Source organism: Salinicoccus cyprini (assembly GCF_007713705.1).
Lineage (GTDB): Bacteria > Bacillota > Bacilli > Staphylococcales > Salinicoccaceae > Salinicoccus > Salinicoccus cyprini.
Map to the genome: position 1 here is coordinate 1 of NZ_VMSJ01000001.1, position 25,403 is coordinate 25,403.

Here is a 25,403-nt window from a genome sequence, read left to right on the forward strand (position 1 = left end):
TTATCTCATCGGTTGCCGCCAGGAGAAACCATATCCAAGAAAATCATTAAACTACCACACACCACTGGAAGTCTTTTTGAGTTACATGGGTGACAAGCAACTGTCTAGCTTATTTTGACAAACGAAAAATGTATAACCTAAAAAATATATGAGATATATTTTAAGTGAAGTTCTTTGAATCAAGTTCGTAAATAAATATATCTTACTAGTGAGTAACATGTTGATATAATGCAGATTACTATAATTAATTTCCAGGTAACGTAGTCTCTGGAGGTGGGTTCGACTCCCGCCGTCTCCATAAGAATCAAACAAAATATTGACCTCCGATCCATTATTGGATCGGAGGTTTTTTATGTGAAATCTACCAGAAAGATACTCTATTTCTGGTTTTGATGAATAAGTCCGTGGGTACACTCTAAGAAAAGTAAAAGAGCGCTGATTCAGATTCACGAACATTACTAAAAACAAAGAGGTGTGTAGAAATGTACAAGAATATACTGCTTCCGTATGATTTCGGAAATTCATTCAATAATGTGCCGGAACAGTTGGCGAAACTGACAGACAATAGTGAAGAAGCGAAAATCACAATTTTCAACGTAATTGCAGAGAGTGACCAGGTAGATAATGTGAAGTATCAAGGCAAGCATTTTCAGGATATCATCAACGATAAAACTGAGGATCTTAAACCTTTCACTGATCAGTTGGATGAACTCGGAATCGACTATACAACCCGGTTCAGAGTAGGGCGTGTAGTCAATGAACTTCTGAAAGAGATAAACGAGAATGATTATGAAATTGTTGTGATGAGCAATAGGCGCTCAAAACGGGAAATAAAGCATGTGCTCGGACACGTGACACATAAAGTGGCAAAACGCGTCAATACACCGGTTCTGATCATCAAATGATCATGAACATCAAGTCTAGTTTGGATTATCGGATTCTCCATTTTAATATACTAAAATGATCTGAAATTCCTATACTTTTGTATAACTGGTCATAAAAACTGCACCTCGTCTGTTGGACACATCCAACAGATGGGGTGCAGTTCATCTTTATGAAAAGTAGGCTGGCTATTCTAATCTTCCTCTTCTTCCAGGTCGTCAATCAGCTTCTTCATCTCTTCAATTTCCCTGCGCTGTGCTTTTATGATTTCCTGTGACAGCTTTTCTACCCGTGGGTCTGTAATCTGGGCGCGTTCACTCGTCAGAATTGCGATGGAGTGATGGGGAATCATTGCCTGCATATAATCGACATCATCCACAAACTGCTGGCTGCGCGCCATCCATAATGAGCCTGCAATCAACAGGGCGCTGACCAGGTATATGGCAATGTTCGCTTTCTTGTTCGTATACATATGACGCATGAAGAACAGCATGACAATGGCCATGGTGGCTCCCATATAGACACCCATGTATGTACGCATTTCACTGAAGAAAAGATGGTTCCATTGGAAGACGGTGGAATACATCAAGGCATACATGATGAGTGTGGATGTCAGTACCATAGCGAAAAAGTTGCCGTATTTTTTCATTTTGATCTTCTCCTTTTTCAATAATAGTGTTTCTAATGCGTTACTTGATTATTCCCGCCGGCTTTCTACTGTAAACTGCCCTCTGCTCCCCTTACTTGCAGGATTATAACTCTCTTATTCAGGGTAAGTAACTTTTGAAGGGTGATGCTTCATGAAGAAACGAGGCCGTATTGAACAGCTATGGGCGTATGAAAAGTACAGGGTCATGTATCATAGCCAGAAGCATTATGAGCAGATACGTGCGGCTTTGAAGGGCGAACCGTCCTATGATGCAGTGGCACATCTCATTGAATCGGCAAAAGCGGTACCGCCGACACGAGGCTCCATGGTGAATGCGTTCGATCATATGTGGGGGTATTTCAAGAACAGGTGTGATGAAGCGGAAAAGGTGCAGTATGGGAAATTGAAGCATGATTTCCTATCAGGTGATACACCTGATTCGGCAGTCATTGCATTTCTGCACGACCTGTCGGAAAAATATAATGTGGAATATCTGTGCCAGTCATCATTACTTGAGCTGTAGAAATAAGAAAAATGTGCTTCATACGGTTTTAAATTTATTGCATTTGCTTTATAGTTGAAAGAAGTGGCACGAGTAAATTTACCACAGAGTAGCCGAAGGGGAATTTAATGAAGGTATTTGAAGTTATAGAAGCGATCAAAGAGAATATAGCCAAACACAATCTATCAGAGTCAGTACGTATGCAGGATGAAGTCCGTGGGATTACTTCAATGTATCAGGATCTTTGTGCAGGGGATGTATTCATGCTGAAGGCGTCAGGAAATTCCGGAAAGTACCTGGAAGCGGCACTCGAATATGCACCGGGACTCATCATCACTGATTTCAAAGCGGATGCATTCAAAGCATTCCACAATCAGGTTGATATCATCTATATCAGGAACTATAACGATGTATCCATCAGAATGGTGGAGCTTTTTTATGGAAAACATATGAACCAGCTGAAATATATTGCTGTCACAGGCACCAACGGCAAGACGACAACGAGCCATTTCATCGGGCGCCTGCTATCCGAACTCGGACTCAAAGTAGCGACTGTGGGGACATTGGGGATTTTCGATCATACATATGAAAAAGTGGTGTTCACACATTCGACGCCGACGACGCCGATGCACTTCGAGTTTGCGGAGGTCATCAAGTACTTTGCGCTGCGCGATTATGACTACATTGTCTATGAAGCCACCTCCATTGCGCTCGATCAGCGGCGGACGGACTTCATCAGCAACGAGATCGGTGTATTCAACAATTTCAGTCCAGAGCACCTGGACTACCATAAGACGATGGAGAACTATCTGGCTTCCAAACTGAAGCTTGCTTCATTAAGTGAACAGTGTCTCGTCAATGCAGATGTTCCCGAATACCGGAGCATCATGGACGATTCATACCATTTCTCGAAGCACCAGGATACGTACTACCGCTTCCGCACCGACATCGATCATATCGATCTTCGTGTGGGTGCTGCCCATTATACTGTAAAACCACGGTTCCTTGGGGGACATAACTACATCAATCTGGCGACAAGCATATTCACTCTGCTGAAGCTCGGGTATGATGTGGATGCGGTCATCGATGCTTCCCGCAAGATCAGCCCGCCGGTCCACCGCTTCGAGCTGTTCTCGAAAAACACATACGACTTCATTCTTGATTTCGCGCATACGCCAATCGCAATCAATGAATCCATCATCAACGCCATGAAGTATGCGGAGAAGGTCGATAAGAAGCTGATTGTCATGGTCACCGGCATCGGTCTCAGAGGTTATGAGAAGATCCGGATGACAATGGAGATGGTGCCTGAGAACCTCCATCGTCTCGTACTAGCTGCAGAGCAGGTCGGCTATGAGGATGAGTACGAAATATTGAAGATGATGCAGTCCTCGCTGCCTGAATCATATGATGAAACGAATACGATTACAGCAATTTCCAGACAGGAAGGCATTGTCCAGGCCATCAATCATGCGGATGACGCGTCCGTCATTCTGCTGACAGGCATCAATGAACCCCAGCACTACCGGGGCGAACTGCTTGCACATGATGACAAGGCATTCATCTTCAGCTATCTGGACAAATAAAAAAGACACTTCATTGAAAAGTGTCTTCTACTTGCTATAGTGAATGCCTAGCCATTCGTTTTCTGTGCCATTCTGACAAGCACTCTTGCGACTGTATCTTTTTCTTCGCTGCTGTCTGTTGATTTCCAGAGCTGTTTCAGTACCTGCTCCTCGCGGTTGCGTGGTTCTTCATGACCTGCAAGGTAGTCAGCAACTCTTTTCGCTGCTTTGGACAGCTGGTCTTCGTCCATGCCCAGTTTTTCACCTTTGGAGACCTGATCGCCGAGATAATTGATGAACTTGTTGTAGCTCTCAAGAATCTGATCTTTGTCTTCCTGATCCATGTTCTGTGCTTTTTGTTCTGGATTATTCATTTCTTCGTTAGCCATTCTTAATTCCTCCTATAATTTTCTAATGTCGTAATAATACGCACCGTATTCCAATTTGGGAGTGTAGTGTCATGAGCTTCCGGTAGAAATGGGAGTGTCCGGATTATTAATGCTCTAATCATATGATAGCCTTTTCCTGGCACACTTAAACAATTTTATATCCAGTAACGGAAGTTTGATATTATATTTGAATTTTCTCGATACTTTCTATATTGTATATAAATAAATAGCGATGATGAGAGGGATATGTATGAATGTTAAAGGTGTGGATATCGGAAGTGGGCAGCCGAAGGTGGTGGTTTCTTTCTCGAATCATTCGAAGGAGACGGTGGATGAGGAGATACAGGGTGTGCTGGACAATCCATCGGCAGTCGATGTTATTGAAATCAGAAGTGATGCATTTGATGCGCTGAGTCATGAAGCGCACCTCGCGCTCGTCAATCATATTATCGAGTCATTGAAGGACTACCCGATTCTCTATACTTACCGGACCCAGAGTGAAGGCGGCAAGGGTCAGAAGACGGCGGTCGAGTATGAATCGCTGCTCAATTCGGTGCTCGATGAGTGTGACATCCAGCTGATTGATGTTGAATTCTTCATGTACGAAGACATTGTTGATGCACTTATCGAGAAAGCGAAGCGAAAAGGAGTGCTGGTCGTGCTGAGCCAGCATGATTTCAGGGATACGCCGGACTTTGATGAAATAATGGCAACATACAAGGATATGAATGAACGCGGCGGTGATATTCTGAAGCTCGCCTACAACCCTGCGGATGGCCGCGATGTCCTCAGCATTCTGACTGCGGTACATGATGCGCGCCAGCAGCTGAAGTGCCAGGTGGTCGGCATCAGCATGGGAGAGCTTGGCAAGATTACACGTGTAGCAGGCGGCGTTTTCGGCTCCTGCCTGACTTATGGCTATATTTCACACAAGGCAGCACCCGGGCAGTTCCATGTACAGGATCTGAAAAACAACTTGAAGATATTTGAATAGAAAATAAAAACGTCCTGCTCGACGAGCTGGACGTTTGTCGTATCTAGAGGGTGTTCTGGAGGAAATCCTTGACCGATTCCGGTGATTTGGCATCTGCAGAGTGCAGATGGCCGAGCTTCTCGCCATTCTGGAAGATGAGCAGGCTTGGAATGCCCATGACGTCATTTTCATCTGCCGCTTCAGGCAGCTCGTCACGATTGAGCTCGTACCAGTCGATCTGGTTGTACTCTTCGAGGATCGGGTCGATGAACATGTTCATGCGCGTGCAGTCCGGGCACCAGTCTGCAAAGAATTTGATGATGATCTTATCATCGCCCTGTATTTTCTCTTTATAGTCATCATACTGTCTGATCGCTTCCATCATAAGTACTCCTTTATCAATTTATTTAGCTTCATTCTATCATCTTTCATTCGGAATATGGAAGATACATGCTTATTTGGCTTGCAATGGCGAACAGCTTTTACGTATATTAAAAGTAAGAAACCTTCTGGAGGATGACGAATGATTACATTTTATGAATACCCGAAATGCACTACATGCCGCAAAGGAAAGAAATTTCTTCAGGACAGTGGCGTCGAGTTCGACAGCGTCGACATGGTGAAAAGTCCACCGAGTGCCGAGGTGCTTCGTGAGCTCTTGGAAACTTCCGGCACGGATATAGACATGCTTTTCAATAAAAGGGGTAGAAAGTATAAGGACCTAGATCTGAATGATCGTCTCGATGACATGTCCCGGGATGAAAAACTTGCACTGCTTTCCTCGGACGGCATGCTGATCAAGCGTCCACTGCTATACGATGGTACAAGCGTGCTGCTCGGCTTCAAAGAGGCGGAATACAGGAAGCTCGTGAGCAGCTAGATTAGCCTTGCCTTCACAGTGGGACTTATGAGATTATATGAGTGTAGTAGAAAAAGGAGGTTATTGTCGTGGCAACACCTAAAGAATACAAGTATTCAGAAGATCATGAATGGGTCAAAGTTGAAGATGGCAAGGCAACAATCGGTATTACGGAATTCGCTCAATCCGAGCTCGGTGATATTGTTTTTGTAGAACTGCCTGCTGAAGGTGATGAACTCACTACCGGCGAATCTTTCGGCAGCGTTGAATCCGTCAAGACGGTCTCTGAACTCTACGCACCTGTCAGTGGTACTGTAGTTGAAATCAATGAAGGACTGGAAGACAGCCCGGAGCTTGTCAATGAATCTCCATATGAAGGCGCATGGATGGTTGTTGTTGAACTGTCCGACGAATCCCAACTTGATAAATTGATGAATGCCGATGCCTATGATGAAATGGTGGACGCATAAAGTGTAAACTCTGGACCCGGTCTGGAGTTTTTTTAAAAATATCATACCAAGGGTGATGACTATGTATTTTTCCGATAAAGTGCTTATTGTCGAAGGAAAGACGGATAAACGGCGTATCGAAGAAGTCCTGATTGAACCTGTACAGATCATATGCACCCATGGTACAATGGGTATCGCAAAATTGGATGATATTCTCGACCAGCTGAATGGTTCTGAAATCTATATTCTGTCCGACGCAGATAAAGAAGGCAGAAACATACGGAAATGGTTTAAAAAACACTTGAGTGAAAGCACACATATATATATCGACCCGAAGTTCGGTGAGGTGGGCCGCTGCCCGCGGGACTATCTCGCCAATGTCCTCATGAGACATGATTTCTATGTAGATACGAGCCTGATCATGAAAGGTAAGTTCAGTAATGATGAAAGAATCCAGAGTACAAGATATTACCAGCCGTATTCAGTCTGAAGAGACGCTGATCATATTCGGCTATGCGCCGATATGTGCCAACTGCCAGATTGCCGAGCGGATGCTCGACGTGGTGGCGGAATTGAGAAACTTCTCATATGCATCAATCGATCTGAACTACCAGAAGGACTTTATTGAAACATATGAGATCAGATCCACGCCGGCACTGCTGCTGTTCAAAAATGGCGAACTCACAAAAGAAATATATGCATTCCAGTCGGTTCCCTATCTGACTGAAGTAATGGATGAATTCCTTGTTGACGAATAGGAATACAGATGGTACTATTAATAACAATCTAATAAAAACTCTTATCAAGAGTGGTGGAGGGAAGTGCCCTATGAAACCACGGCAACCGTCATTACGACAAGGTGCCAATTCACATGATCGATTTGATCGAAGATGAGAGGCTGATGGTCGAAACCAATGCCTACTCAACTTTTGAGTAGGCTTTTTCTATAGGCGGACAGTCTGTACTGTCCAATATACAAGTCAGGATGAGGCATATGATCGACATTCGTAATGCAACTAAAATTTTCAAAACTAAAAACAATGATATACAGGCAGTGGATGATGTGACACTCCACATTCGCCAGGGTGAGATTTTTGGTGTCATCGGCTACTCGGGTGCTGGTAAATCCACGCTGATCCGGATGCTGAATGGCCTGGAACAGCCCTCCTCAGGCGAAGTGGTGATTGGAGCGGATGTCATCAGTACGATGAACCGGACGAAGCTCAGGAAAAAGCGCCAGAAAGTATCGATGATTTTCCAGCACTTCAATCTTCTCTGGTCGAGAACTGTTGCGGAGAATATCAGTTTCCCGCTCGAAATCGCCGGTGTGCCGAAGAAGGATCAGAAGCGGCGTGTCGCGGAACTGATCGAGCTGGTCGGCCTGACGGGACGCGAGGACAACTACCCGAGCCAGCTTTCAGGCGGACAGAAGCAGCGTGTCGGCATCGCAAGGGCACTGTCGAATGAACCCGAGGTGCTCCTGTGTGACGAGGCGACGAGTGCACTGGATCCCGAGACAACGGATGAAGTGCTGGATCTGCTCGTCAGGATACGCGATGAGATGGATCTGACCATCGTGCTGATTACGCACGAAATGCATGTCATCCGCAAGATCTGTGATCGTGCAGCGGTAATGGAAGGCGGACGGGTCGTCGAAACCGGTCCCGTTCTCAAACTTTTCCAGAATCCGGAGCATGGTGTGACGAAGCGGTTCGTCAAAGATGACATCAACGACGAGGAGACGGCGCTCTCTTTCGAGGAGGTCAGGGAAATGTTCCCGACTTCGAAAATACTGAAGCTCGGCTTTGTCGGCTCCCAGTCGAAGGCACCGATCGTCTCCCAGGTCATCAAGAAGTATAATCTTGATCTCAACATTCTTTCAGGCAATATCAAGCGGACCAACAATGAATCATACGGCCACCTTTATGTGGCGATCGACATCAATGAAACGGACCTTGGGAACCTGGAAAGAGAGCTGGCCGAGCACGATGTAACAGTGGAGGTAGAAGGATGATGATTGGATTTATCAATGCGTTTGCTGAAATGTTCTCCTTTGAGAATGTGCGGTGGGACGATGTTTTAACAGCAACATATGAAACACTCTACATGACTGTCATTTCGACTGTATTCACTTTCATTTTCGGACTGGTGCTCGGAATCATCCTGTTCCTCTCCTCGAAAAGTGAACATGCAGCCAGCAGTCCGGTATACGGCGTTACGGCATTTCTCGTCAATCTATTCAGAGCCATTCCTTTCATCATTCTGATCATCCTGCTCATCCCATTCACCAAAGTGGTCATGGGCACGATCATGGGATCCCAGGGTGCGCTGCCCGCTCTCATCATCGGTGCATCCCCATTCTATGCACGTCTCGTCGAAATTGGACTCAAGGAGATCGACAAGGGTGTCATAGAAGCAGCGGAATCGATGGGTGCAGGCACATGGACGATCATCCGCAAGGTGCTGCTGCCGGAATCACTGCCGGCCCTCATATCAGGTATAACGGTCACTGCCATCATGCTCGTCGGGTCGACTGCGATTGCAGGTGTCATCGGCGCAGGAGGACTTGGCAATCTGGCCTACATGGTCGGTTTCACGAGAAACCAGAGTGATGTCACTCTGGTCGCAACAGTAGTAATTCTGGTTATTGTCTTTATCATCCAGATCATAGGTGATCTGACTGCCAAAGCGGTCGATAAGCGGTAATCAATAAAATAAATACAATAGGGAAAGAGGTAGAAGTACATGAAGAAATACTTTTTGCTGATGATCATCTCAATTTTTGCAGCTGTTCTGGCTGCGTGCGGCAACGGCGGCTCGGAAGAAGCAGCGACAACCGAGGATAGCGAAGAAAGCGCCGAAACATCCGAAACGGCAGAAAACGAAGAAGCTGAAGAGGCGGGCGGAACAATCTCCATCGCAGCTTCACCAGCACCTCATGCTGAAATTCTTGAGGAAGCAGCAACGATTCTCGAAGAAGAGGGCATCGAGCTCGACATAGCGATCGTCAACGACTATACGACACCGAACCGTCTGCTCGCGGATGAGGAAGTGGATGCGAACTATTTCCAGCACACACCATATCTTGAAACAGAGAAGGAATCCCACGGCTATGACATTACGAGCGCCGGCAACGTCCATATCGAGCCGATGGCTGTGTATTCACAGGATTATGAATCCCTCGAGGATCTGCCGGATGGTTCGACGATCCTTGTATCCAACAACCCGGCTGAAGAAGGACGCTTCCTGTCATTCTTCGTCGATGCAGGCCTGATTGAAATCGAAGAAGGCATCGAAATCCAGAATGCAACTTTCGACGATATCACTGAAAATCCGAAGAACTTCGAATTCAACAACCAGACAGCGCCGGAACTGCTCGTTTCAATGTATGAGAACAATGAAGCGCCGGCAGTCATCATCAACTCCAACTTCGCGCTTGATGGCGGACTGAACCCGGTTGAGGATTCCATTGTCGTTGAAGATGGCGAATCTCCTTATGCCAACCTGGTCGCAGTGCGTACTGGCGATGAGGATCGTGAAGATATCCAGAGACTCGTTGAAGTGCTTCAAGGCGATGAAATCAAGCAGTTCATCGAAGACAACTACGAAGGTGCAGTCATTCCTGTACAATAGCAGATGAACCTCCGGCCGGATGGCCGGAGGTTTTTCAATTGAAAAAAAGAGGGCCGGATTATCAATTGAAGTACTTATCACTATTACTTTTTCCATTTTGGGGGTATATTTATAATGTAGAATCATGAATCCCGGAGGGGGAAGGAAAATGTATGGACAGAATACGCAGCTTTTCGACAAAGCGCTTGTCATGGTATCGTTTATCGTCTCCGCGTTTACAGCAGTTGTAGGACCATTGCTCATCTGGGTGCTGAAGAAGGATGATGATCCGGTAACAGCAGAAGCATTGAGGAACGTGGCGAATTTTGGGATTTCCTATACCATCTACATGTTCATCGCCTGGCTGTCATCCTTTATTCTCATCGGTCTCATCATCGGACCGATCATCACCGTGCTGTTCTATGTGTTTCTGATTGTCGGTGCCATCAGAGCAAATGATGGCATTATGTACAAACCACCATTCACTCTCGATATCATCAAATAATCATTTTCATTTACCCCATGACCATTATCAGTCGTGGGGTTTATTTTGTCGTTTTGAGGCGTACCGGAGGAGTGTAAAGGTTTAAAGTGCAGCGCATTTACGTTATAATGTAATAGTAAATCAAATCCCATGCCAGACTTTGACTATTATTTAGAATTATTATAAACTGGTATGGAGAATAACATATAAATTATCTGTTGGAGGGTTAATAAATGGCTTCTGTTCTAGAAATCAAAGATCTACATGTCGAAATAGACGGCAAAGAAATACTGAAAGGTGTCGATCTCACAATCAAGCAGGGAGAAATCCACGCTGTAATGGGACCGAATGGTACGGGTAAATCGACGCTTGCCCAGGCGATCATGGGACATCCGAGATATGACGTGACTCAAGGTGAAGTACTTCTTGATGGTGAAAACGTACTTGAGATGGAAGTGGATGAGCGTGCACAGGCAGGTCTCTTCCTCGGTATGCAGTATCCATCCGAAATTTCCGGTGTAACGAATTCCGACTTTCTCCGTTCTGCAATCAATGCACAGCGTGAAGAGGGCGACGAAATCAACCTGATGCAGTTCATCAAAAAGCTCGATAAGAACATGAACTATCTGGAAATGGACCTCGATATGTCAACACGCTACCTGAATGAAGGATTCTCCGGTGGTGAGAAGAAGCGTAACGAAATCCTGCAGCTCATGATGCTCGAACCGAAATTCGGCATCCTGGATGAAATCGACTCCGGTCTTGACATCGATGCGCTCAAAGTCGTATCAAAAGGCATCAATGAACTCCGTGGCGAAGAATTCGGCGCGCTGATCATCACGCACTACCAGCGTCTTCTGAACTACGTTGCACCTGACTTTGTACACGTAATGATGCAGGGCCGTGTTGTGAAATCCGGCGGCCAGGAACTTTCCCAGCGTCTTGAAGCTGAAGGGTATGACTGGATCAAGGAAGAACTTGGCATTGACGACGAAACTATCGCTGCAGATGTAGAATAGACAGGAGGATGACCATGGCTACTGAAGTTAATGAATTTGTTATCAACGCTGATGAAGTCATCTCCCGTGCAGAATCACGTGGAGAATCTGAACTTCTCATCAGCAAGAAGAAAGAAGCATTGGCAACTATTGAAAATCTTGAAATGCCCAAACCAGATAAAACAAAAATAAATAAATGGGATTTCTTCACTGTTTCCGAGCCTGTAACAGACAGTGCAGTCTATGGTTCTCTTGAAGAACTGCCGGAAGCGGTAAGAAATCTGCTCGACATTGAACACACGAAGAATATATACGTGCAGCACAACAATACGCCAGCGTACCTGCAGGTCTCCGATGAACTGCTCGACCAGGGTGTAGTGATCGAAAACATCATCGAAGCAAGTGCAAATCACCCTGAACTCGTCGAGAAGTACTTCATGACCGAAGGCGTCAAAATCGATGAGCACAAACTTGCAGCATACCACGCAGCAATGCTCAATGGTGGACTGTTCGTCTATGTCCCTAAAAATGTGCAGATCAAAGATCCGGTACAGATGGTCGTCCTGCACGACGATGAAAAGACTTCCCTTTTCAACCACGTACTGATCGTGGCGGATGAAGGCTCCGAGCTGACCTACGTGGAGAACTATCTTTCCAACGTTGATAGATCCAATGAGCAGATCAATATCATTTCCGAAGTCATTGCCAAAGATAATGCCAAAATCAACTACGGCGCAGTGGATTTCCTCGCTGAAGGATTCACCGGCTACATCAACCGACGCGGAATCGTCGGCAGAGATGCAACACTCGACTGGGCACTTGGCCTGATGAATGATTCCAACGTCATCAATGACAACACAACGTACCTGATGGGCGACAACTCGAACTCCAACCTGAAGACAGTCGTTGTGGGCCGTGGTGAGCAGAAGCTCAACTTCACAACACAGATCATCCACTACGGAAAGGATTCTGTCGGACACATCCTGAAGCATGGCGTCATGAAGGACAGTGCCTCCAGCATCTTCAACGGTATCGGCTACATCAAGCATGGTGCAGCGGGCAGTGACGCCCAGCAGGAGTCCAGAGTACTCATGCTGAGCGAAAAAGCACGCGGCGATGCCAACCCGATTCTTCTGATTGACGAAGATGATGTAACAGCAGGTCACGCCGCCTCCGTCGGCCGTGTGGATCCGATCCAGCTCTTCTATCTGATGAGCCGCGGTATTTCACAGAAGGAAGCGGAAAGACTTGTCATCCACGGATTCCTTGATCCGGTAGTCAGCGCACTGCCGATCGAATCCGTCAAAAAGCAGCTTAAGGAAGTCATCGAGCTGAAAGTACTCTCAAAATAAGCTTTAAAGGGGTTTTCCCGCATGAATGTCGAAGATATCAGAAAGGATTTCCCGATCCTTGATCAACAGGTCAACGGTAAAGAACTCGTCTATCTGGATACTTCAGCGACGAGTCAGACACCCGCACCTGTAATAGATGCAATGACTGCCTACTATAAGGAATACAATTCCAATGTACACCGCGGTGTACACACGCTCGGCACAAAAGCAACAGATGGTTACGAAAAGGCGCGTATGAAAGTAAGATCATTCATCAATGCCAAGCGGTATGAGGAAATCATATTCACGCGGGGAACCACTGCAGCAATCAACCTTGTCGCACGCAGTTTCGGGGACATGGTCATCGAACCGGGTGACGAAATCGTCGTGACGGAGATGGAGCACCATGCCAATATAGTGCCTTGGCAGGAACTGGCGAAGCGTAGGCAGGCAGAACTGAAATTCATTCCGATGGAAGCGGACGGCACACTCACAATGGAGAATGTGAAAGCAGCGATTGGCGAAAAGACGAAGATTGTTGCCATCACCCACGTCTCCAATGTGCTTGGTACGATCAACGACATCAAGGAGATCGCCAAAGTTGCCCGGAAGAATGATGCCTATATTTCTGTTGATGGTGCCCAGGCAGTACCGCACATGTCAGTGGACGTACAGGACCTGGATGTGGATTTCTATGCATTCAGCGGCCATAAGATGCTCGGTCCTACGGGCATCGGCGTACTCTATGGCAAAAGCGAACTGCTTGATGATATGGAGCCGATCGAATATGGTGGGGATATGATCGATTTTGTCGATCTCAGAACATCCACGTGGACGGATCTTCCTGTGAAGTTCGAAGCAGGCACGCCGATGATTGCGGAAGCAATCGGACTGGCCCATGCAATCAACTACATCGAAGAAATCGGCCCACAAGCCATTCTGGAATATGAACAGGAACTCGTAAACTATGCACTTGAGCGCATGCGTACAGTGGAGGGTATCGAAATCTATGGTCCGGACAAACGTGCCGGTCTCATCACTTTCAATCTGACTGACGTCCATCCGCACGACCTTGCGACTGCACTTGACAGTGAAGGTATTGCTGTCAGGGCCGGTCACCATTGTGCACAGCCGCTGATGAAGTGGCTCGGGGTCTCATCAACTGCAAGAGCAAGTTTCTATATATACAACACCAAAGAAGAGATTGACGTCTTTATAGAAGGGCTTAAGCGAACGAAGGAGTTTTTCTCTTATGAATTTTAACAACCTCAACCAGCTTTACCGTTCAGTCATCATGGATCACTACAAGAACCCGCGCAATAAGGGCACACTCGAAGACGGCACACTGACGGTGGATATGAACAACCCCACTTGTGGAGATCGCATCCGTCTGACGTTCAATGTCGTTGATGATATTGTCAAAGATGTCAAATTTGATGGAGAAGGCTGCTCCATCTCCATTGCCAGTGCATCGATGATGACAGAAACCATCACCGGTAAGAAGATTGACGAAGCACTCGCCATGGGGGACGAATTCAGTAAAATGATGCTGGGCGAAGACTATGAAATCACCGAAGACATGGGCGACATCGAAGCCCTGTCAGGTGTCAGCCAGTTCCCAGCACGCATCAAGTGCGCAACTCTTTCATGGAAAGCACTTGAAAAAGGGGTTAAATCCCAAGGCAGCACTAATAATAAGGAGTGATTGATATGGCTAAAAAAGCACCGGAAATTGACGATTACAAATATGGTTTCCACGATGAAGACGTATCCATTTTCCGTTCAGACCGTGGTTTGACAGAAGAAATTGTACGTGAAATTTCCAAAATGAAAGAAGAGCCCGAATGGATGCTCGACTTCAGACTCAAATCGCTGAAACATTTCTATAAAACGCCGATGCCTACTTGGGGCGGCGACCTTTCCGAACTCAACTTCGATGACATCACATACTATGTAAAACCTTCCGAGCATACAGAACGCTCATGGGACGAAGTACCGGATGAGATCAAACGTACGTTTGACAAACTTGGTATTCCTGAAGCAGAGCAGAAGTATCTTGCAGGTGTCTCTGCACAGTATGAATCCGAAGTGGTATATCACAACATGGAGAAGGATCTCGAGGACAAAGGTGTCATCTTCAAGGATACCGATTCTGCGCTCCGCGAAAACGAAGAGCTTTTCAAAGAATACTGGGCGACAGTCATTCCGTATACTGACAACAAGTTTGCTGCACTCAATTCAGCAGTATGGTCCGGTGGATCATTCATCTACTGCCCACCAGGCGTAAAACTGGATACACCACTGCAGGCATATTTCCGTATCAACTCGGAGAACATGGGACAGTTCGAGCGTACACTGATCATCTGTGACGAAGGCTCCAGCGTACACTACGTAGAAGGATGTACGGCACCTGTCTACACGACGAATTCACTGCACTCCGCTGTCGTTGAAATCATCGTCAAAAAGGATGCATACTGCCGCTATACAACCATCCAGAACTGGGCAAACAACGTATACAACCTTGTTACAAAACGTACTTTCGTTGATGCCAACGGTACAATGGAATGGGTCGACGGCAACATCGGTTCCAAGATCACCATGAAGTACCCAGCAGTATTCCTAAAAGGCGAAGGCGCACGTGGCATGACACTGTCCATCGCACTTGCAGGTAAAGGACAATTGCAGGATGCCGGAGCGAAGATGATCCACCTTGCACCGAACACATCGTCTACAATCGTTTCCAAATCCATCGCAAAACAAGGTGGTAAAGTATCCTATAGAGGTCAGGTCCACTTCGGTAGAAATGCAGACAATGCACGTTCCAACATCGAATGCGACACGCTCATCATGGATAACGAGTCCACTTCAGATACAATTCCTTACAACGAGATTCTGAACGACAACATCTCGCTGGAACACGAAGCGAAAGTTTCAAAAGTATCCGAGGAGCAGCTCTTCTACCTTATGAGCCGCGGTATCGGCGAAGTCGAAGCGACAGAAATGATCGTAATGGGCTTCATCGAACCATTCACAAAGGAACTGCCAATGGAATACGCGGTCGAAATGAACCGTCTAATCTCTTTCGAAATGGAAGGATCCATCGGTTAATAACAGTACTGGACTCCCTGTCACGCTGTGGCAGGGAGTTTTTTGCTAGAACATCAAGCCTGAAAAGGAAGCTGAACAGTCATGAAAAAGACGACGACAAGAAATGTATTTAATTTTATCGGACGCGTTATAATGGTAGTTGCTGGTGCATTCATTACGGCCTATGGTCTTGAATCCGTTCTGATTCCCAACCAGGTGTCTGATGGTGGCGTAACCGGCATCAGCATTGTCGGTTCCACATTATTCGACATACCGCTCGGTTTACTGATTGCTGTATTGAATATTCCCTTCATCTGGCTCGGATATCGGCAGATCGGTACTAAATTTGCAGCTTTGTCTGTAGCAGGTATACTGTCACTGGCATATTTTACTGCAATCATGCATCATATCCCAGCCATCATCGAAGGCGATTCACTTCTGATCACTGTTGTTGGCGGTGTCATCATCGGAGTAGGGATGGGAATTGCATTGCGTAATGGAGGCGCCCTCGATGGCATAGACATGTTCGCTGTACTGCTTTCAAGGAAACTGCCATTTGGAACAAGCGACCTGATACTATTTCTGAACACCTTTGTATTTCTGCTTGTATCGACCGTGTTCGGATTTCAAGGCGCGATTCTTTCAGCGATCGCATACTTCATTGCCTCCAAAGTGATTCATCTCATTGAAGAAGGACTCAGTGGATCGAAAACATTCACCATCATTACAGTACATCCTGATTCCATTATCGAAGCAATAAGGGAAGAACTCGGAAGGACATGTACTTACAATGAGATTATGGGAGGTTATACCAGGATGCCGTTGACACAGATTACGTGCATCATCAACAGGCTGGAAGAACAGAAGTTAAAAGAAATAATCGGCAGGCTGGATCCCCAGGCATTCCTTGCTGTGTATGATGTAGCGGATGTCAGAAAAGGCTCGTTTGTAAAGAAAGATGTTCACCATCAGGCAAAATAGAATAGTCTTCCCTCTGCTTTGAAATATTGTAATGCATGCAAATAACCCACAACGATGCTATTTTCATCGTTGTGGGTTTCATAGTGCCTTCTTCTAGTACAGGTAGTGGTTGCCAGTCTGCAGGTTGTATAAAGAGTAGCCGAAATCCATCTGCAGGTGCGGATAGTCTCTGAAGCTCTCCCAGTCTCCGCCCCAAGTGAAGCCGAGTTCCTTGGCAATGCGCGCGACTTCGAACCAGTCGGATCTGGCATTGCCATTGCCATCGTATTCGAGATCCCAGATGACGTTTGGACCGACTTCAAGTGCATAGTCGACGGCCAGTCCGTAGTTATGGTAAGATTCCCCACCTTGGGCGTTCGTTACAATATTGCCGGCAGTGGTGCGACCTTGTGCAAATAGTGCATTCTGTTTCTCGAATGAACGGAAGCCGTCTGTAAATCTGATGACGATGCCGATCTGGGCGGCTCTCTGTCTAAGTATTTCTGCACGTTCTGCGACAATCGGGTGCAGTCCTTCAGGCTGGTTTGTTTCGTACGTATTTCCATTCCACTGCTCCGCTGAAACGGATTGCGGGGCCGACAGAATGAAGCCCGGTACAACCAGCAGAGTGAAGAGTGATGCGGATAGAGATTTGATGTTCATTTTCATAAGCATATCTTTCTCCTTCATATGTATATTTGGCGTGCATCCTAACCATACCATTCCATAATCAATTTTCAATAAACAGCAGCAAATAGTAATACAACTGTAATATTATTTTGAGAATATTAACAAAATTAATTTTAAAAAGTGCTTTCATTTCAAAATAAAAGCACTGGCATATTATATACCAGTGCACCGTTCAATGTTTCATCTATTAAAGTTGATCTTCATATTCTTTCTGCAGTTCACGGATCGAGTAGTCGAAAGTCATTTCAAGATGCGGATAGTCCTTGAAGGATTCCCAGTCGCCGCCCCATTCAAAACCGAGGTCCTTGGCGATGTCGGCGACTTCGAACCAGTCGGATTTTCCGTTGTCATTGCCGTCGTAATCCGTATTCCAGATGACTTCACCATCTGCTTCAATTGCATAGTCTATGGCGAGACCGTAGTTATGGTAGGACTCTCCGCCCCGTGCATTGGTGACAACCTGTCCAGGAAGTGATCTGCCTTTGCTGTATAGTGCGTCCTGCGCTTCAAATGAACGGAAGCCGGAAGTGATTGTAATATCGATATCTTTTTCTTCAGCCTTTTCCTCAAGTGCTTCAGCTTTCTTTTCGACTTCAGGATGGAGTGCATCCGGCATTTCTTCAAAATCCAGTTCAATTTTTTCTTTATCTTCATCTTTATTTTTATTATCAATAACAACATCATCATTTTTACCATCTATAGTAATATCATCCAGGTCAGCGAAAAGCATGCCTGACAATGATATGAAACTGAAAAGCATCATCGACAGGGATTTCAATCTATTTATCATTAATTGAAGCATCTCCTTATATGTGTAATATTCCATCTAAAACGCAACTTTGATATCATATCATTTTTCAATGATTTTCTGAACCCTGTTCCGCGATTTGAAAAGAAACGTTAATCCTGCTGTAATATTACTCTAATATTGGAAAGGTTATCGATGATTACTGGTTCTGATATGCCAATAGGAATTTGATGGAGGTTATTTATTTTCCAGAAATAAGGGTATAATGGTGTAAAGATTGAATGGGGGATTATATTGAAAATCGTAAAGCGGGAAGAGATGCTTGAAATCGAAAGGTATGCAATGGAGGAGATCGGAATTTCCGGTGCGGTGCTGATGGAGATTGCCGGCAATCATGTTGCCGAAGCAATCATGCGTTCCTATCCGGATCAATCTGTACATATCACCATACTGGTCGGCGGCGGAAACAATGGCGGCGATGGCCTTGTCATCGCCAGACGGCTGTTTGATGCCGGCTATAGCCCTGCTGTATGGCTGCTTGTCGATGAAGGAAATCTCAAAGGGGACGCGAGAACGCAATATCAGATCCATACAGGACGTGGACTGCCGCTTCGCCTGGTCGAGGAAGGGATGTCGAGTCTGGATGAAACTTTGAAACAGTCGGAAGTACTGGTGGATGCGATGCTCGGTACAGGCGTGAAAGGTGCTGTAAGGGAGCCTTTCAGCCAGATCATCGAGCAGGCGAATGCGCATGATCTCCATGTCATTTCAGTCGATATCCCCTCCGGGCTCGACTGCAATACGGGAAAGGTTGAAAACGTCGCAGTGGCAGCGGATGATACGTATACTTTTGCGATGCCGAAACTTGGCTTCTTCCTGCAGGATGGTCCATCCGTCGTCGGGAACTGGCACGTAAAGGACATTTCCGTGCCGGAAACATTTGCGGACGCACTCGGCATGAAGCTGCCGGAAGTCATCACCCATGAACTTGCGGCAGCTTCCTTGCCAAAGCGGCCACGGTTCGGCCACAAGGGTACGTTCGGCCATGCCCTTGTCTTTGGCGGATCGAAACCGTTCGTCGGTGCACCGCTCTACAGTGCACATACTGCTTTCCACTGCGGGGCCGGTCTATCGACACTTGTCATTCCTGAAGAGACATATCCAGTCATCGCCAGCCAGAATCAGACTGCACTCATTCGGACACTGCCGAGTGATGGCGGACATTTCAACGGAACAGGCGTGGCACCTGAACTTTTTGAAAAGGTAACTGCAGTTGCCATCGGGCCCGGCATGGGCCGCTTTGAAGCGGGACCTGAGTTCATCCGGGATATCATCGACCATCTTGATGCACAGCCGATCGTCATCGATGCGGACGGTCTGTTTCATATCAAAGATCAGATGGAACTGCTGAGCCGCTATGAGGGCCCGGTCGTCCTGACACCGCATCCTGGGGAAATGGGGACACTGACCGGCAAGACTGTACCAGAAGTGGAAGCGGACCGGATCGGAATCGCTCATGATTTTGCGAGCCGGCATAATGTATATCTTGTCCTTAAAGGCCATCGTACCATTGTGGCCACACCGGAGGGCATCTGGGTGAACCCGCTCGGCAATGATGCACTGGCCAAAGGGGGCACCGGAGACCTTCTGACCGGCATGATCACAGCCTTCCTTGCACAGGGGGCACGGCCCGAAGATGCCATGCGGGCGGCGGTCCATATCCATGCAGTTTCCGGAGAACGCGCGGCACTCAAGGGCTCGCATTATGGAGTGGTTCCTGATGATATCATTGAAGCGAGCAGGGAAGTGCTCAAGCAGATGGAGGGAGAGAAATGAAGGAAAAGGCACTTAGGAGCGGCAACGGCAACCTGTTCAGAAATGGCGTTTCGGTTGGTGGGAAAATGCATCTGACAACGACCCGCATCCACCATATTCCGCATGCCATGAATCTTAACAGGAAGCAGACGGAGATCGATCTTCTGGATGTGGCAGCAGTCAATCTCATCAGCCACCGCATCATGAATTTCATCCCCATTCCAAATGGTCTTGAAGTTGTTCTGCAGGATGACGCATCACTTAAGTTCGTCGTCAATGGCAGGAGACGCTGGAAGCGGGAGATTGAACGTGCAGTAGAGGAGATGGAAAGAGAAAAAAGGTAAGAGGGCGAAAGGGGTAAGGTTATGGAAAAACAGGAATCATACAGTCTGAAGGGGTTTGGCATGCTGCTCAGAGTCGTTGCGGTCGTTGCATCAAGTATTGCAACCATCATATCGACCATACTGCCGCTGGCATTCGGGTATGATATATCGAACGTTGATCTTTTTCTATTGTTTCTGCTGCTCGTCGTCGGTGCTTTTCTTGTTCATGGGGTACTGACACACGTATTCAATGATATTGCCGATTTTAAATCAGGGACGGACCAGGAGAGCCCGGGCATGCTGTCAGGCGGCAGCCGCGTGCTGCAGAATGGCGTCATGACACTGGATATGCTGGTGCGTATCGGACTCGTTGTCACCCTGCTCCTGCTGATTGCGACCGCACTCTTCATTACATTCGGACAGATGGAACTCGCGATACTTACAATTGTCGGGCTGTGGGGGGCCATCAGCTATTCATTGAAACCTTTCAGATTCGCCTACCGGCCGTTTCTTGGAGAATGGCTGAGCCTTTTCCCATCCATTCTGCTGCTCGGCCTTGCGGCACCATGGCTCATGCTGGACGACATTCCATTGTGGGCATGGCAGAACGCCCTCATCAATGCACTGTGGTGCATGGCCTGGGTCATGATCCACCATGTTCCGGATATAGAAGCCGACCGCAATGCGACACCGATGAAGCAGACCACTGTCGTATGGGCGGCAAGACAATTCGGCGTGAAGGCAGCTCCGTCTCCGGCACTATTCTATCTGGTCATTGTCGGGCTGCTCGCAATCTCGGTCATCTGGGATCGTCCGATTGCAGCAGTCGGTACATTGCTTCTGCTCGGATATGGCATATACATGGTATTGAAAATAAATGTGGACGATGTTGAACAGGTCACAGCATACGAAAAAGTCCTGCTGCTGCTGGCGATGGCAACAGCAATATGGCTCGGCCTGTTTCCGGAGATGTAAAAAAGCCATCCCGGCACTGCAGGTCATGATTCCTGTGTGCTTGGGACGGCTTCCTTATTTGTTTTTGCCCTACGGCCGACGGAGATGTAGACTGCGATGCCAAGTATGATGGCGATGCCGGCAAACTGGTACAAGCCCATGCTGATATCAAGCCATATGACGGAACTGACGACTGCTGATACAGGTTCCAGCGTTCCGAGAATACCCGCCTCCTTTGAAGAAATATGCTTCAGGCTGCTGATATAGAGCAGGAAGGCAAGCGTTGTCCCGATCAGTACTGACAGCAGCAGTATTGTAACCAGCGCCGCAGTCCATTCGAATTCACGGTCGAATTGCCAGATGGGATGGATGAAGTTCATTGCGATGCCGCCGATGAACATCGAGCCACCGACAAGCTGAAGCGGGTGCAGTCGATACAGCAGTATTTGTGCGTGCAAGGTGTAGTAGGCGAGGGCCACTCCGGATACCAGCCCCCATATGAGGGCAGGCGGAGATACGATGAGCGTGGAGAAGTCCCCGTTTGTCGCGAGCAGTATGACACCTGCAATCATGCCGATGATGATGAATGCATCGGCAGCGCTCCATTTTGCATATCGGCGGATGACCAGCCACAGGATGATGTAGATGGGACCTGTGTACTGGAGTACTGTGGCGATCGCTGCATTGCCATGGCCGATTGCTGCCATGAATGAATATTGCACCATTGTCATTCCAAGCAGACTGTAGATGACGAGCATGGCGAAGGTGCGCCGGTCCAGGCGAACCGGCTGCTGCTTTCTCGAAAACAGCCAGTACGCAGCAAGGAGAATGATGCCGCTGGCAGTAAGTCTGAAGGCAACATACCATTCCACAGTAATGGGAGTATTTCTGAATATGTAGTCTGCAGCCGTTCCACCGACACCCCATAGTGTGGCGCCAATCAGAACAAAGATCAGACCGCGGATATGTTTCGATTCAGATATCATACATATGCCTCCTTTCCATTATTAAAAGAATAGTCGAAACCATCAGGAAATTCAATGCGCATCACTCAAAGTTTCGAGCATCATCATGATATACTGATGGCATCTTGAACATATTGGGGGAGAAAGAATGGCACTTGATCAATGGTATGACCAGGCAATCGTGACCGAAACCTATATAGAAGGCATGGCGCAGCACAAGGAGAACTTGCAGAAAGTATACAACAAGTTCCAGATACCGGAGGACAATGACTTCTTCCGCCGCCTTGAAGCACGGTCACTCCGTGTCATTGCGATTACGGAAGACTGGTGCGGGGATGCCATGATGAATATCCCGATCCTGCTCCATCTCGCGGAAAAAAGCCATATGCAAGTCCGCATGATACTTAGGGACAGCAATCTGGAACTCATGGACCAGTACTTGACCAATGGTAGATCCCGCTCCATTCCGATATTCATCTTCATTGATGAAAACGGACAGGAGGTTACGTACTGGGGTCCCCGGGCAGAAGCAGTCCAAAATGAAGTCGATCAGCTGATGGACAGCTTGCCCGATAAAGACTCTCCGGAATACGATGCCGCATTCAAAGAAGCCATCAAAACATTGACAGCCCGCTTCGTCACTGAAGAAAAGTTCTGGCAGGAAACGTATGAGAGCATCAAGGGGAAGCTTGAGAAAAATATATAGTGATTGGATGACAAAAGAGGTGCCCCGGCAAAGGGCACCTCTTTTCATCTCCAACATCTCCTTCTATTTCCGATACTGCAGCCCCACAAACTGCATTTTCTGGTTGAACAGCTTCGGATAGGCGAGATACCCGACCATGACTGAGGACATGGCTGCGGTGGTGAGTATCAGAAACAGGATCAGAAGCTGATACATGACGGCTTCCATCGGAGCGGCACCCCCGATGATCAGTCCGCTCATCATGCCGGGAAGCTGGACGAGGCCCATCGTCTTCTGTGCTTCGATGGTCGGTATCATGCTGGTCTGTATGGCGGACTTCAGACTTTTATCGATGGCCACTTTCGGCTGTCCGCCCATGGAAAGGATGAGTTCGATGGTCTCATCGCTGCGGTCGACTTCATCCTTGAATCTGTTCAGGAAGAGGAGGGAGAGGACCATGCAGTTGCCGATGATCATCCCGCTGATCGGTATGACTTCCTCCGGAACGAACGGAATGATGCCGAACCCGAGCATGATGCCCATCGTCACGACTTCCACAACGACGAGGGTGAAGACGATCATCCATGTGATGCCCGGGATACCATCCCCTTTTTTTATGATATTCTGCGTAGCTGCAGCAATCATCAGCAGGATCATCAGTATGATGTAGACCGGATTGTCGCTCTCGAAAACGAAGGTCAGAATGTAGCCGATGATCAGCAGCTGTATGATCGACCGGACGGTCGCGATGATGATATCCTTCTCAAGGCCGAGTTTCAGTACAAGTGCCAGTCCGAGCGGGATTGCGATGAATATGAGTGACAGGGCGAGCTGGGCGTATGTCAAAGTGCTTCCCCCTCGAGAAAGTTTTTGATGAGTGGATTATCGGATTCATCGATGAACGCGGCATTCCCGTATTCGATGAGTTCCCCGGCTGCCAGGAACCACATGTCATCACTGACGCGCCGAGCCTGATCAAGATCATGCGTAATCCAGATGACAGTGACATTGTATTCGCGCTGCAGTCTGACGATGAGGCGTTCGACCTCCTTGACCATGCGGTAGTCGAGGCTTGCGGTGATTTCGTCGAGCAGCAGAACTTCGGGGCGATTGACCAGCGTGCGGGCGATCGATATGCGGCTCTTCTCGCCGCCGGACAGTGACTTGATGTTCTGGTCAAGCGGGATGCCACCAAGGTCGACGCGTTCGAGCAGTTCGACCGCACGGTCCTGCTCCAGTCTCTCATTGAATATGGCTTTTGGCAGGTTGAGGTTGTCATATACTGTTCCGCCGATCATCGGTGCACTCTGGAAGGCCATGCCGATGCGTTTTCTCAGTTCGACCATGTCCATATCCTGAATATTTTCACCTCTGAAAAATATATTGCCGGAGCCAGGCGACAGCAGCCCGTTGATATGCTTCAGGCACGTCGTCTTACCCGCACCACTCGGGCCGACAAAAGTTGTAATTCTGGCTTCGTTGAAGTGTCCGCTGATATTATGGAGGATGTTCCGATGGCTTACATTTTCAAATTCGATTATACTCATATTGAAGTGTGCTCCTTAAAAGTTGTGTTACAATAAAGCAAGGTGATTTCTATGATTTATATTGGATTGACGGGCTGGGGGGATCATCATGACCTCTACACAGACCTTTCAAATAAAAAAGATAAACTGGCTACATACGCCGGATATTTCCCGATTGTCGAGCTGGATTCCACCTACTATGCCATCCAGCGTACTTCAACGATCGAAAAATGGTGTAATGAAACGCCGGATAAATTCAGATTTGTCGTCAAAGCCCACCAGTACATGACCGGCCATAGCGACTATCGCGACCATTATGATTCCATCAAGGATGTTTTCAGTGCGTATCGTGATATGCTGCGTCCCATGGACAAGGCAGGCAAACTCGGCTTCGTCCTTCTTCAGTTCCCGCCGTGGTTCGACTGCAACCACAAAAACATTCGCTATGTGAAATACGCAACAGAGCAGCTGCAGCCATACAAGGTTGCGGTCGAATTCAGGAACCAGACATGGTTCGAGGAACAGTACAGGGAAGAGACACTGTCTTTTCTCGACAATAATAATATCATCCACAGCATCTGCGATGAACCGCAGGCCGGCATCGGAAGCATTCCTTTCGTCAACCGGGTGACCAATCGGACGGCTTTCATCCGGCTCCATGGGCGCAATGTGCACGGGTGGACACAAAAGGACCGCACCAGCGAGGAATGGCGCAACGTAAGGTACCTATATGATTATAACAGACAGGAATTGGAATGGCTGAAAAGACAGGTCGAAATTCTGAAGCATAAGACAAAGGATATCTATATTGTTTTCAACAACAATTCCGGCGGCCATGCTGCAGGCAACGCCCAGGACTTCATGACGCTGATGGGGATACGCTATGATGGACTGTCGCCGAAACAGCTTAAATTATTCTAGGGAATCAAGACAAAGGGGAAATTCCGAAGGGAAACT

At 47.3% G+C, this 25,403-nt stretch carries 31 protein-coding genes, 1 pseudogene and 1 riboswitch; of the genes and pseudogenes, 24 read left to right on the plus strand and 8 right to left on the minus strand.

Annotation, left to right across the window (positions count from 1 at the left end; translation table 11 throughout):
- Both FO441_RS12675 and FO441_RS00010 read left to right on the plus strand, forming a co-directional pair.
- Positions 1-118: pseudogene (locus tag FO441_RS12675) on the plus strand (IS30 family transposase); the annotation flags it as partial.
- A gap of 364 nt (positions 119-482) precedes the next feature.
- The gene (locus FO441_RS00010) at positions 483-905 is read left to right on the plus strand and encodes a universal stress protein (protein WP_145283964.1); all 423 of its coding nucleotides are present in this window, start codon (positions 483-485) and stop codon (positions 903-905) included.
- Between the two features lie 170 nt (positions 906-1,075).
- Here the strand turns inward: FO441_RS00010 and FO441_RS00015 are convergent, their stop codons facing one another.
- A complete protein-coding gene (locus tag FO441_RS00015) occupies positions 1,076-1,531 on the minus strand; it encodes a DUF305 domain-containing protein (protein ID WP_145283966.1) in 456 nt (151 codons plus the stop codon).
- A 151-nt stretch (positions 1,532-1,682) separates the two neighbouring features.
- On the opposite strand from FO441_RS00015, the gene FO441_RS00020 reads away from it, so the two are divergent.
- Both FO441_RS00020 and FO441_RS00025 read left to right on the plus strand, forming a co-directional pair.
- A complete protein-coding gene (locus FO441_RS00020) occupies positions 1,683-2,054 on the plus strand; it encodes a YbgA family protein (protein ID WP_145283969.1) in 372 nt (123 codons plus the stop codon).
- A gap of 107 nt (positions 2,055-2,161) precedes the next feature.
- On the plus strand, positions 2,162-3,619 hold the full coding sequence (locus FO441_RS00025) for a Mur ligase family protein (RefSeq protein ID WP_145283972.1): 1,458 nt from the start codon (positions 2,162-2,164) through the stop codon (positions 3,617-3,619).
- Positions 3,620-3,666: 47 nt separating this feature from the next.
- Here FO441_RS00025 and FO441_RS00030 read toward each other — a convergent pair whose 3' ends face one another.
- Positions 3,667-3,987, minus strand: coding sequence for a DUF3243 family protein (locus FO441_RS00030; protein WP_145283975.1), 321 nt, complete (start codon positions 3,985-3,987; stop codon positions 3,667-3,669).
- 250 nt (positions 3,988-4,237) lie between these two features.
- On the opposite strand from FO441_RS00030, the gene aroD reads away from it, so the two are divergent.
- The gene (gene aroD / locus FO441_RS00035; RefSeq protein ID WP_145283978.1) at positions 4,238-4,981 is read left to right on the plus strand and encodes a type I 3-dehydroquinate dehydratase; all 744 of its coding nucleotides are present in this window, start codon (positions 4,238-4,240) and stop codon (positions 4,979-4,981) included.
- A gap of 43 nt (positions 4,982-5,024) precedes the next feature.
- On the opposite strand, the gene FO441_RS00040 is transcribed toward aroD, so the two are convergent.
- Complete coding sequence (locus tag FO441_RS00040) at positions 5,025-5,342, minus strand: thioredoxin family protein (RefSeq protein WP_145283980.1); 318 nt, start codon at positions 5,340-5,342, stop codon at positions 5,025-5,027.
- 141 nt (positions 5,343-5,483) lie between these two features.
- Here FO441_RS00040 and FO441_RS00045 point away from each other — a divergent pair, with 141 nt between their 5' ends.
- From FO441_RS00045 to FO441_RS00110, 14 genes are all read left to right on the plus strand, one after another.
- The gene (locus tag FO441_RS00045) at positions 5,484-5,840 is read left to right on the plus strand and encodes a Spx/MgsR family RNA polymerase-binding regulatory protein (protein WP_145283983.1); all 357 of its coding nucleotides are present in this window, start codon (positions 5,484-5,486) and stop codon (positions 5,838-5,840) included.
- A gap of 68 nt (positions 5,841-5,908) precedes the next feature.
- A complete protein-coding gene (gene gcvH, locus FO441_RS00050) occupies positions 5,909-6,289 on the plus strand; it encodes a glycine cleavage system protein GcvH (protein ID WP_145283986.1) in 381 nt (126 codons plus the stop codon).
- A gap of 61 nt (positions 6,290-6,350) precedes the next feature.
- Positions 6,351-6,758 (plus strand): toprim domain-containing protein, encoded by a 408-nt coding sequence (locus tag FO441_RS00055; protein ID WP_186365430.1) that lies wholly within the window; start codon positions 6,351-6,353, stop codon positions 6,756-6,758.
- Positions 6,709-7,026 (plus strand): thioredoxin family protein, encoded by a 318-nt coding sequence (locus FO441_RS00060; protein WP_145283989.1) that lies wholly within the window; start codon positions 6,709-6,711, stop codon positions 7,024-7,026. The genes FO441_RS00055 and FO441_RS00060 overlap by 50 nt, the downstream gene beginning before the upstream one ends.
- Positions 7,027-7,064: 38 nt before the next feature.
- A riboswitch (SAM riboswitch) is annotated at positions 7,065-7,165 on the plus strand.
- 97 nt (positions 7,166-7,262) lie between these two features.
- Positions 7,263-8,282, plus strand: coding sequence for a methionine ABC transporter ATP-binding protein (locus FO441_RS00065; RefSeq protein WP_145283992.1), 1,020 nt, complete (start codon positions 7,263-7,265; stop codon positions 8,280-8,282).
- The gene (locus FO441_RS00070) at positions 8,279-8,974 is read left to right on the plus strand and encodes a methionine ABC transporter permease (protein WP_145283995.1); all 696 of its coding nucleotides are present in this window, start codon (positions 8,279-8,281) and stop codon (positions 8,972-8,974) included. The genes FO441_RS00065 and FO441_RS00070 overlap by 4 nt, the downstream gene beginning before the upstream one ends.
- A gap of 39 nt (positions 8,975-9,013) precedes the next feature.
- The gene (locus tag FO441_RS00075; RefSeq protein WP_145283998.1) at positions 9,014-9,901 is read left to right on the plus strand and encodes a MetQ/NlpA family ABC transporter substrate-binding protein; all 888 of its coding nucleotides are present in this window, start codon (positions 9,014-9,016) and stop codon (positions 9,899-9,901) included.
- Positions 9,902-10,049: 148 nt separating this feature from the next.
- Positions 10,050-10,385, plus strand: coding sequence for a DUF4870 domain-containing protein (locus tag FO441_RS00080; protein WP_145284000.1), 336 nt, complete (start codon positions 10,050-10,052; stop codon positions 10,383-10,385).
- Between the two features lie 212 nt (positions 10,386-10,597).
- Complete coding sequence (gene sufC / locus FO441_RS00085; RefSeq protein ID WP_145284003.1) at positions 10,598-11,383, plus strand: Fe-S cluster assembly ATPase SufC; 786 nt, start codon at positions 10,598-10,600, stop codon at positions 11,381-11,383.
- A 14-nt stretch (positions 11,384-11,397) separates the two neighbouring features.
- The gene (gene sufD, locus FO441_RS00090) at positions 11,398-12,714 is read left to right on the plus strand and encodes a Fe-S cluster assembly protein SufD (RefSeq protein WP_145284006.1); all 1,317 of its coding nucleotides are present in this window, start codon (positions 11,398-11,400) and stop codon (positions 12,712-12,714) included.
- Between the two features lie 21 nt (positions 12,715-12,735).
- Positions 12,736-13,956, plus strand: a complete 1,221-nt coding sequence (locus FO441_RS00095; protein ID WP_145284009.1) for an aminotransferase class V-fold PLP-dependent enzyme — start codon at positions 12,736-12,738, stop codon at positions 13,954-13,956.
- Positions 13,946-14,398 (plus strand): Fe-S cluster assembly sulfur transfer protein SufU, encoded by a 453-nt coding sequence (gene sufU / locus FO441_RS00100; protein WP_145284012.1) that lies wholly within the window; start codon positions 13,946-13,948, stop codon positions 14,396-14,398. The genes FO441_RS00095 and sufU overlap by 11 nt, the downstream gene beginning before the upstream one ends.
- A gap of 5 nt (positions 14,399-14,403) precedes the next feature.
- Positions 14,404-15,801, plus strand: coding sequence for a Fe-S cluster assembly protein SufB (gene sufB / locus FO441_RS00105; protein WP_145284015.1), 1,398 nt, complete (start codon positions 14,404-14,406; stop codon positions 15,799-15,801).
- Between the two features lie 81 nt (positions 15,802-15,882).
- On the plus strand, positions 15,883-16,761 hold the full coding sequence (locus FO441_RS00110) for a YitT family protein (RefSeq protein WP_145284018.1): 879 nt from the start codon (positions 15,883-15,885) through the stop codon (positions 16,759-16,761).
- Between the two features lie 93 nt (positions 16,762-16,854).
- Here FO441_RS00110 and FO441_RS00115 read toward each other — a convergent pair whose 3' ends face one another.
- Positions 16,855-17,409 carry a M15 family metallopeptidase gene (locus tag FO441_RS00115; protein ID WP_186365476.1) on the minus strand — a complete coding sequence of 185 codons (555 nt, stop codon included), beginning with the start codon at positions 17,407-17,409 and terminating at the stop codon, positions 16,855-16,857.
- A 208-nt stretch (positions 17,410-17,617) separates the two neighbouring features.
- Positions 17,618-18,220, minus strand: a complete 603-nt coding sequence (locus FO441_RS00120) for a M15 family metallopeptidase (protein WP_281287263.1) — start codon at positions 18,218-18,220, stop codon at positions 17,618-17,620.
- A 252-nt stretch (positions 18,221-18,472) separates the two neighbouring features.
- On the opposite strand from FO441_RS00120, the gene FO441_RS00125 reads away from it, so the two are divergent.
- The 3 genes from FO441_RS00125 to FO441_RS00135 are packed head-to-tail and all read left to right on the plus strand — an operon-like array spanning position 18,473 to position 21,291.
- The gene (locus tag FO441_RS00125) at positions 18,473-20,014 is read left to right on the plus strand and encodes an NAD(P)H-hydrate dehydratase (RefSeq protein ID WP_145284021.1); all 1,542 of its coding nucleotides are present in this window, start codon (positions 18,473-18,475) and stop codon (positions 20,012-20,014) included.
- Positions 20,011-20,337, plus strand: coding sequence for a hypothetical protein (locus FO441_RS00130; RefSeq protein WP_145284024.1), 327 nt, complete (start codon positions 20,011-20,013; stop codon positions 20,335-20,337). Before FO441_RS00125 ends, FO441_RS00130 begins: the two co-directional genes overlap by 4 nt.
- Positions 20,338-20,358: 21 nt before the next feature.
- Complete coding sequence (locus FO441_RS00135; protein WP_145284027.1) at positions 20,359-21,291, plus strand: prenyltransferase; 933 nt, start codon at positions 20,359-20,361, stop codon at positions 21,289-21,291.
- A gap of 23 nt (positions 21,292-21,314) precedes the next feature.
- Here FO441_RS00135 and FO441_RS00140 read toward each other — a convergent pair whose 3' ends face one another.
- A complete protein-coding gene (locus FO441_RS00140) occupies positions 21,315-22,256 on the minus strand; it encodes an EamA family transporter (protein ID WP_145284030.1) in 942 nt (313 codons plus the stop codon).
- A gap of 127 nt (positions 22,257-22,383) precedes the next feature.
- Here FO441_RS00140 and FO441_RS00145 point away from each other — a divergent pair, with 127 nt between their 5' ends.
- Positions 22,384-22,941 (plus strand): thioredoxin family protein, encoded by a 558-nt coding sequence (locus tag FO441_RS00145; RefSeq protein ID WP_145284033.1) that lies wholly within the window; start codon positions 22,384-22,386, stop codon positions 22,939-22,941.
- Positions 22,942-23,004: 63 nt separating this feature from the next.
- On the opposite strand, the gene FO441_RS00150 is transcribed toward FO441_RS00145, so the two are convergent.
- On the minus strand, positions 23,005-23,766 hold the full coding sequence (locus FO441_RS00150) for an ABC transporter permease (protein ID WP_145284036.1): 762 nt from the start codon (positions 23,764-23,766) through the stop codon (positions 23,005-23,007).
- Complete coding sequence (locus tag FO441_RS00155) at positions 23,763-24,467, minus strand: ABC transporter ATP-binding protein (RefSeq protein WP_145284039.1); 705 nt, start codon at positions 24,465-24,467, stop codon at positions 23,763-23,765. The genes FO441_RS00150 and FO441_RS00155 overlap by 4 nt, the downstream gene beginning before the upstream one ends.
- A 51-nt stretch (positions 24,468-24,518) precedes the next feature.
- On the opposite strand from FO441_RS00155, the gene FO441_RS00160 reads away from it, so the two are divergent.
- Positions 24,519-25,367, plus strand: a complete 849-nt coding sequence (locus tag FO441_RS00160; RefSeq protein ID WP_145284042.1) for a DUF72 domain-containing protein — start codon at positions 24,519-24,521, stop codon at positions 25,365-25,367.
- The last annotated feature ends 36 nt before the right edge of the window (positions 25,368-25,403 follow it).